The 7488-nt window shown below is 33.5% G+C and carries 5 protein-coding genes and 5 pseudogenes; 8 read left to right on the top strand and 2 right to left on the bottom strand.

Translation table 11 applies throughout. The features are described 5' to 3' along the window. From BLP58_RS11090 to BLP58_RS11850, 5 genes and pseudogenes are all read left to right on the top strand, one after another. Positions 1-260 (top strand): annotated as a pseudogene (locus BLP58_RS11090) (ISLre2 family transposase); the annotation flags it as partial. Positions 261-440: 180 nt separating this feature from the next. Continuing rightward, complete coding sequence (locus tag BLP58_RS12530) at positions 441-1136, top strand: MFS transporter (protein WP_049776009.1); 696 nt, start codon at positions 441-443, stop codon at positions 1134-1136. Beyond that, positions 1091-1594: an MFS transporter gene (locus BLP58_RS12525; RefSeq protein WP_226908619.1), complete on the top strand. Its 504-nt coding sequence runs from the start codon at positions 1091-1093 to the stop codon at positions 1592-1594. The genes BLP58_RS12530 and BLP58_RS12525 overlap by 46 nt, the downstream gene beginning before the upstream one ends. A gap of 35 nt (positions 1595-1629) precedes the next feature. Further along, a pseudogene (locus BLP58_RS12795) lies at positions 1630-2076 on the top strand (SLAP domain-containing protein); the annotation flags it as partial. 231 nt (positions 2077-2307) lie between these two features. Beyond that, a pseudogene (locus BLP58_RS11850) lies at positions 2308-3113 on the top strand (IS5-like element ISL2 family transposase). Between the two features lie 1027 nt (positions 3114-4140). Here the strand turns inward: BLP58_RS11850 and BLP58_RS11065 are convergent. Beyond that, positions 4141-4827 carry a hypothetical protein gene (locus BLP58_RS11065; protein WP_013854972.1) on the bottom strand — a complete coding sequence of 229 codons (687 nt, stop codon included), beginning with the start codon at positions 4825-4827 and terminating at the stop codon, positions 4141-4143. 543 nt (positions 4828-5370) lie between these two features. Here BLP58_RS11065 and BLP58_RS12520 point away from each other — a divergent pair. Both BLP58_RS12520 and BLP58_RS11055 read left to right on the top strand, forming a co-directional pair. After that, positions 5371-6033: a hypothetical protein gene (locus tag BLP58_RS12520; protein WP_013854973.1), complete on the top strand. Its 663-nt coding sequence runs from the start codon at positions 5371-5373 to the stop codon at positions 6031-6033. A 318-nt stretch (positions 6034-6351) separates the two neighbouring features. After that, a pseudogene (locus BLP58_RS11055) lies at positions 6352-6946 on the top strand (recombinase family protein). A 35-nt stretch (positions 6947-6981) separates the two neighbouring features. On the opposite strand, the gene BLP58_RS12515 reads toward BLP58_RS11055, so the two are convergent. Beyond that, complete coding sequence (locus BLP58_RS12515; RefSeq protein ID WP_013854976.1) at positions 6982-7107, bottom strand: hypothetical protein; 126 nt, start codon at positions 7105-7107, stop codon at positions 6982-6984. Between the two features lie 185 nt (positions 7108-7292). On the opposite strand from BLP58_RS12515, the pseudogene BLP58_RS11050 reads away from it, so the two are divergent. Beyond that, positions 7293-7488, top strand: a pseudogene (locus tag BLP58_RS11050) (ISLre2 family transposase); the annotation flags it as partial.

Genomic DNA, 7488 nt, shown 5'->3' with positions numbered 1-7488 from the left:
CAGAGAATGGCGCTGAGGGTATTTTGCGTGTGCTGACTTGTATCAAAAACAAAGAGCTGGAATACTGGCTTAGCAGTGAGTTTGCAGGTGGGCAGCTCGATATTGGTGATCAGGAAGAATTGAAAGGTGCAGTTCGTGCCAGCCTAAGAAAGACGCATGAAGCTCATCTGGGCATTCATCACGGCGCCATTGAAAGCTTAACAGCAGGTCATAGCTATTTGGATGATTTTGGCAGAAAATTAAGTCAAATAAATATTTAAGAAATTAAGGTCAGACTAATGGTTAATAGCCTACCGCAAAAATATTGACACTTACCATATTATTTCATCTCCTTGAAAAATATTTAGGATTATGATAAAACTTTCTTAAAAATAAAACAATATTTTTTTAAAAAGTATAGGCTTGAACACTTAATTTTACATTAATATGGAGTACTAAAAATGCTAAAAAAAAGTTCATATTTAATATCACGTTTTTTTGCTACTACTGCTGGTTCACTTTACGGTTTTGCTATTATTTGGTGGATTCAATTCAACACGTCTAGTTCAACGATAGTTGGACTAGTAAATGCTGGATTTGATTTGACAGCAGCTCTATCTATTTTTTATGGTCCTTTAATAGACAAGCATTCATTCAAACAGACTGCTTTAGGCGCTATTTTTTTACAAGCTTTTTGGCTTTTTTTACTTTTTTTTAGTATGTTTTTACCAAATTATTTTTTAATACTTAACTGTATATTAGCTATTTTAATTTCGATTTGTGATGAATTTTATTCCCCAGCTGATCGTGCTATCCTAAAGCAATCTGTAAAGCTTAATGTAGATCTTACAAATATGATAGCTAAAATTAGTTTTATTGATCAGTCTGTTAATTTTTTTGGTGTAGCTTTAGCAGGTATATTATTAAAATTTATCAGTTCTAATTATATTATTTTAATTTGTGCCTTTTTAAGTCTTTTAAGTGGGGGATTATTGTTTAATTCCTTAAAGAAAGTGCATTTATCAATACATAAGCAAATTAAACGTCAAAATTATTTCTCAGAAATTTTAATAGGTTATCACTACATAAAAAAAGAACATTTTTTAAGTCGATATTTTTTTCTTCTATTTTATTTTCATTTGTTGAACCTGCTTTAATAGTTTTTTTACCTTATACAGCTGAGAAACTAGGCTCCGCAAGTTATTTAAGCTTTTTTTATATGTCTTTCTTTTTAGGATTTATTGTAGGAGTAATTATTTGTAAGTATTTAAAAACCACTTCAAAAAATGTTGGACTTATTTGGACTTTGAGTATAATTCCTCTTTTATTTTTAATAAATAATTCTAATTGGCTTATATTTTGTTTTCTAATAAGTATTTTTGGAACTTTGACTGGAATTCATAACATTTTAGGTGAGTCTTTAATGCAAATTACTAGTACGGAAGATATACTGGGACGCGTTATGACAACTATTCGTACAGCTAATTCTTTAGGAAGTCCTATCGGTTCAGTAGTAGCCGGAATTATATTAGATAAATTTAATCAAAATATTTTATTAGTTATTTGCTGTATCTTTATTTTTTTGGGCGGAATAAATATAATCATTAAAAAATAATGGACATAAAAGTATTTGAACTTTGTATTCATAAGTTGAAAGCTACTAATATTGACGGTGTAACCAGAAAGATTACACACAATGCATACATTTATCGTACCTCTACTGGTAGAACTTCTTATAATGGCCGTTGGAAGCTATACAAAGGACAAACTGTAACAACCTATGGTGGTTCATATAAATTCAAGAATGGTAAGCACTACTTTAGAGTAGGTGGACCACAAAAGCAATATATTAAATCTTATAATTTAGGACCAGTTGTTAAGGTTAATACGGTTCAAGGTCGAACTAGCAATAACGACAATACTAATATCACTGCTAATAGTAAGCCAACTAGTTCTACTCTAACTAGTACAGAAGAGACAACAATAACTGTTGATGCAAATTACAGTACACCAATCATTACTTTCGATAAAAATGGTAAAGTCGTTAAAGTTAGAACAGCAACTCCTGGAGAGAAGTTTACTGTTGATCGTTTAGAAAAAGGAACTCGTGCTGATAAAGTAGCTAGTTATATTGGTCAATTTGGCGGTGATCAAAGTATTTATCGAATTAAAGGAACAAATAACTGGCTATACTCAATGGGTGTAAAAGCTGCATCAAAGATAACAGCTCACGATTATGATCTTGAAGAAACATCGATCATAAAATTTACCCAAACTACAGATTTATATAATAGAGTTACTGCGAAACATCTGCTATAATCTTAAATTATGAAATACGAAACAGCTAAAAATTTAAACAATACCAGATTCAAGCGTCTGATCGGCGTTGCCAAGCCTGTCTTTGACGAAATGGTCAAAGTATTAAAAGCCGAATATCAAGTCAAGCATGCCCGAGGCGGCAGAAAGCCCAAGCTGGCAATTGAAGACCTGCTTCTGGCTACTTTGCAGTACCTCAAGGAATACCGTACTTATGAACAAATAGCTGCCGATTACGGTGTGCATGACAGCAACCTGATCAGAAGAAACCACTGGGCCGAAGAGACTTTGGTTAAGCATGGCTTTAACATTGGCAAGCAAGAAATCAAGCCAGACGATGTTGTCTTAATCGATGCCACTGAAGTAAAGATTCAACGCCCAAAAAAAGACAAGCAGCTTATTATTCCGGCAAGAAAAAGCAGCACGTTTTAAAAGCCCAGGCGATTACAGACACTACCGGCAGAATTATTCATTTAGACAGCTGCCAGGCATACCGGCATGACATGCGGCTGCTGCGTGAGTCAAGGCGCAGTCTGCACCGATCCGGTTTGATTTTAGCGGATAGCGGCTATCAGGGATTGGACAAGATTTACTTTCAGGCAAAAACACCGGTCAAATCCAGCAAGAAGAAACCGCTGACTCAGCAGGACAGAGAGCTGAATCATTTAATTTCTTCAATTCGAATCAAGGTCGAGCATGTATTTGGCAAGGTCAAAGCATACAAAATATTTTCTACTACGTATCGCAATCATCGCCGACGTTTTAATTTAAGAATGAATTTAATCTGCGGGATCATCAACCAAGAACTGGCTATCTAGTTTCGCAGTAACTCTAATGCTAACGGTACATTTCAGAATATTAAGATTGAAAAAAATTCTGAACAATGGAGGGTAAATAAGCTGTTATATATTTGGGTACCAAGTGAAAATAAAGCAGAATTATTCTATCACTTAGCACCTACGTCGTATTGGAAAGACGTATTACGATTATCAAATAATGGTCAATATGTACATGATCATATACCACTTAAAGATACTTACGTAAAAGCTAGCGATGTTCAGTTTGTAGAAAGTAGTGTCAAACTGACACCAGAAAATACTATTACCGAAGCTCAAACAGCTACACAAAAAAATTAAATATTTATTTTAGCACTGATTAATTTTAAAAAGAACCAAGTTAATGTCAATATTAATTTGGTTCTTTTTTTTGAATTGTTTTATTTAACAAAACAATTTAACTTGTACTAGCATTTACAGTTGAGTTCAAATAATAAAATTATATTCATAAGTTGTACCTAAAGTGCAGTCATTAACTGAATTTAGGTATAACTTATTTCATGTCACCTCAGCTTAAATTATCAAAAAAGTTACGCTTTCTAATAAGGATAAATCAGGTTATAAGGTTACGATAAGACTACTTAATTTTGATCAAAAGTAGTTGTTTAAACTATTAACAATAAATCATTTTTATACTTTTTAGATATAAAAAATCAAATGTGAATAATTGCACTTGATTAAAAAAACTATTTTTTAAAGAAACCCAATTAGGGTTAATTGTTGTTAGATCAACATTGAGATTCTGGAAGGACTTTAACCCAAACTGGGTTAGATACTGATACATCAACATTCTTGCTAAACCCAATTAGGGTTCCAAAACTCATGTGATGATAGCATCTACTAAATTGAGGAATAGCTTGGTACTACCAAGCTATCAGGCACAAGACTTTGTGAATGATATCCAATTCCCTTATGCTCTTTACTGAGATTTCAGCGAACAAAGAGAGAATCCAAGTATTACAGGATTCTCTTTTTGTTTTTTGAATGCTTTTGCAATTACGTCATTTGATTATTTAGGCATTTTTTCGTAGCATTTCTGCAAAGCTCGAGCATAGTCAACGGCTCGATAGCTATTAAGCTTCACATCATAATATTCAAGGCACTTACTTAATTTTTGCCATTTATAACTTTTTTCACCATAATAATCCTCGTAAGGTTCTTTTATGATGTTTGCGAATAGTTCCATCATATCAATTTGTTTGTAGGCTTGATTAGCTAGAAGAACATTAGGAACATTGAACCCTACATTATAGCTAATCAAATTTTTAACGTATTTTTGCTTCTTGATTACAGAAGCCAACTGACGATCAACTGCTACTCTATTATCAGCACAAATAATATCTGCCATAGAGAAACTGTGATCTTTTTCAATTTTAAGCCATAAGTCAGCATTACTGCCCTCAGAGAGGTATCCTCTGCATGGTTTAACTACTTTGCTGAATAACTCATTGCCTAATTGATCTACAACGCCCACCTCAACAACATTGAGACCATAATCATCACTGAAACTATTTTTCCAAAAATAAACTGATTCAAGTTTAATTGCCTTAGCTGGATCATAGTAAATAGCGGAATGCTCGCAGTATTGATTAGTCCATAATTCAATTCCTTTATCAGTAGGAATTAGTCCTTGTGATACAAGCTGTTTTCTAGTGAGTAAGTCACGATACTCTTCGTGTGCATTTTTAACTTTCATGGTGTTGTCCTCCTGTTTTTTCTACTTTTCATCATGAAGTTTATAAGCAAAAAAATTAAAAAAATATTCTAGCAAAAGGAGAAATTCATAAAAAAATTGGAACAATTTTTTTATGCGTTTTGCAAGCCCGGATTTAAAATTAAATTGAAAAAATATAAAAACTTTTATTGACTTTTAATATTTATCACTGTAATATTATGCTCACCAAAAAACAATAACGGCTTTGATAAGGAAAGTAAGTTTTACTGAAGTACTACAGAGAGTTTCTGGTGGGTGCAAAAAAACAACGAAGGTTTAGATGAAAATTACCTTTAAGCAGAAATTATGAATTGAGTAGGTTCAGGGCACGCTCTTTATAGCGTCGACGTATCGCTCTTTTTTGAGTCGCACGTGCAACGAGGCTGGGCTTATGCTTAGCGAATATAGGTAGTACAGCGTTCAAAGCCCCCTATTAGATCAAATTCATTGGTCTGATAGTCTGATAGGGCGCCTTTTTTCTTTAGCAGGTTGTGTTGATTATAAGAATAATTGGAGGAATTTATTATGGGTAGATTTAGTAAGTTAGCAGTATCAACTGCTGTAGCCGTATCATTATTATCCGTAGCTGTGCCTACATTGACGTCTTCCGTTCAAGCATCAACTATTGAAAGTAGCCAAACCCAATCCAAGTTAAGTTTGTCTGCTCAAAAGAAGCTAGATCCATATGTAACAGTTGAAAATAATCATTACGTTTTAAGTGAAAATGCAAAAAAAGTTGTTTCAGAAGAAGAATACAATGTGGCAAAACAAGTAATTGCTCAAACTAATGCTGCAGTTGAAAATTCAGGATCTGTAATTAACAAAAATACAAAAGTAGCTACTAATGATTTCACGCTATCTAATGACGAAAATAGCGTTGTTTCTTTAAATAAAGGCGAATTAGCAACAAAACGTAAAAAGTACCACTATGGAGTTAATAAAGTAACATATCATTGGAATTACATTAGAGTATATCTAAATAAAACTACGACACAGGCTGTTGCAGCTGGTGCTGTAGGTGGGGTAGGTGCACTTATTGCTAATTATGTTTCAGGTGGTTTAGCTACCTTTGCAGTGGGAGCAATTAGCTCATCAGTATCTGCACTAGTGGGAAGCAGTATTAAAGGTGGAGTTTGGGTTGATTATAATTTCTTAGCAAGAACAGTTACTAGTTGTGGATGGCAATAGTTTTATGAAAAAAAAGCAAGCAATTTATACTTTTATTTGTTTAACCCTAGTAATAGAGTTATATAATTTTATAATTGCACCACATATTTCAAATATAGTTTTAAATATTGTATTGAGTGCAATATGTGGCGGATTCAGTACCCTAATAGTTTATAAATTTACTAAATAAGGAATTATATATCAAAAAACGTAGTTTTAAGCTACGTTTTTTGTGTTCATAAGTTGGCACTCTTGATTACAATACAAAAAACCCGTAAAATATAGGTATCAGATATAGTCAAAACTTAGTGTCAAGAGTTAACCAGAAAAGGGCTAAAAATGAATACGATATATGGCTATGCAAGGGTATCTACTGTTAAACAAGATTTAAACAGTCAAGTTGATGATTTAAAGCGTGCAGGAGCAGTCAAAATTTTTAAAGATAAGTATACTGGTACGACTGCTAATCGTCCTGAATTTGATAAATTGATGGCCAAGATCAAAAATGGGGATACTTTGATTGTTACTAAATTAGACAGGTTGGCCAGAAATACTCAAGATGCCCTTAGCATTGTAAAGAAAATGAATGCTGAGGGCGTCATTCTGCGGGTTTTAAACATTGGTACGATTGATAAATTCACCAAGCGGTCGTTTAATCTTCACTGTATTCAGTGCTTTTGCGGAATTTGAACGAGATTTAATTGTAAGCAGAACCCAAGAGGGCAAGGCGTGGGCCAAAGCTAATAATCCTAATTTTCATGACGGTATGCCAAGAAAATATGATCGAGAGCAGATTGATTTTGCTTGGAAGTTGCATACCCAAGACCACATGAGTTACTCCGAAATCAGCAAGAAACTAGGTATGTCTAAAGCAACCATTTATCGGCGCTTTAGAGAATTAAGGGATTCACAAAACAGAAAAAGTCGTCTCTAAGGACGACCTTCTGGTATGGATTAATAGATCTCAGATCAACGAAATAAACTATCAAGGAGAACCTTAAGTGCCTTTTTAAGAGCTTTCTTAAAGCGCTTAAAGAACTTGCTGCGACGATCTACTGGTACGAATACTAACACAAGTAATAGATACCACTTCACGGAGCTATACCTCCTTCTACACGCGGAGTAAAAGGGAGCCACCCTTTCCTAAGTGTATAATTTTTTGCGGTAAGCTGAATAATTAATTAAAAAAGCTCAAGTCCTTTGAATTTGGACTTGAGCTCAAACAAAAAGACCAGTAGTCTGATGTTAAGAACAAAAAACACATTAGAAGCTGGTCTTTTATGGAATCTATTATAACTGATATCGTGAAAATTATTAAGTCTGAAAATAATGTTATTGCTCGTGAAAAGGCATTAATGTGCTACTTCTTTGATTTGATTAGAGAATTAATTAAATTAGCACTAGAAGAAGTTGATGCCGGCTTAGTTGAAGAAACTAAAAAGCAAGGCTATCAGATTGAAAAGAAAAATAAGCGCT

Source organism: Lactobacillus kefiranofaciens (assembly GCF_900103655.1).
GTDB lineage: Bacteria > Bacillota > Bacilli > Lactobacillales > Lactobacillaceae > Lactobacillus > Lactobacillus kefiranofaciens.
This window is presented reverse-complemented; position numbering and strand designations above follow the sequence as displayed.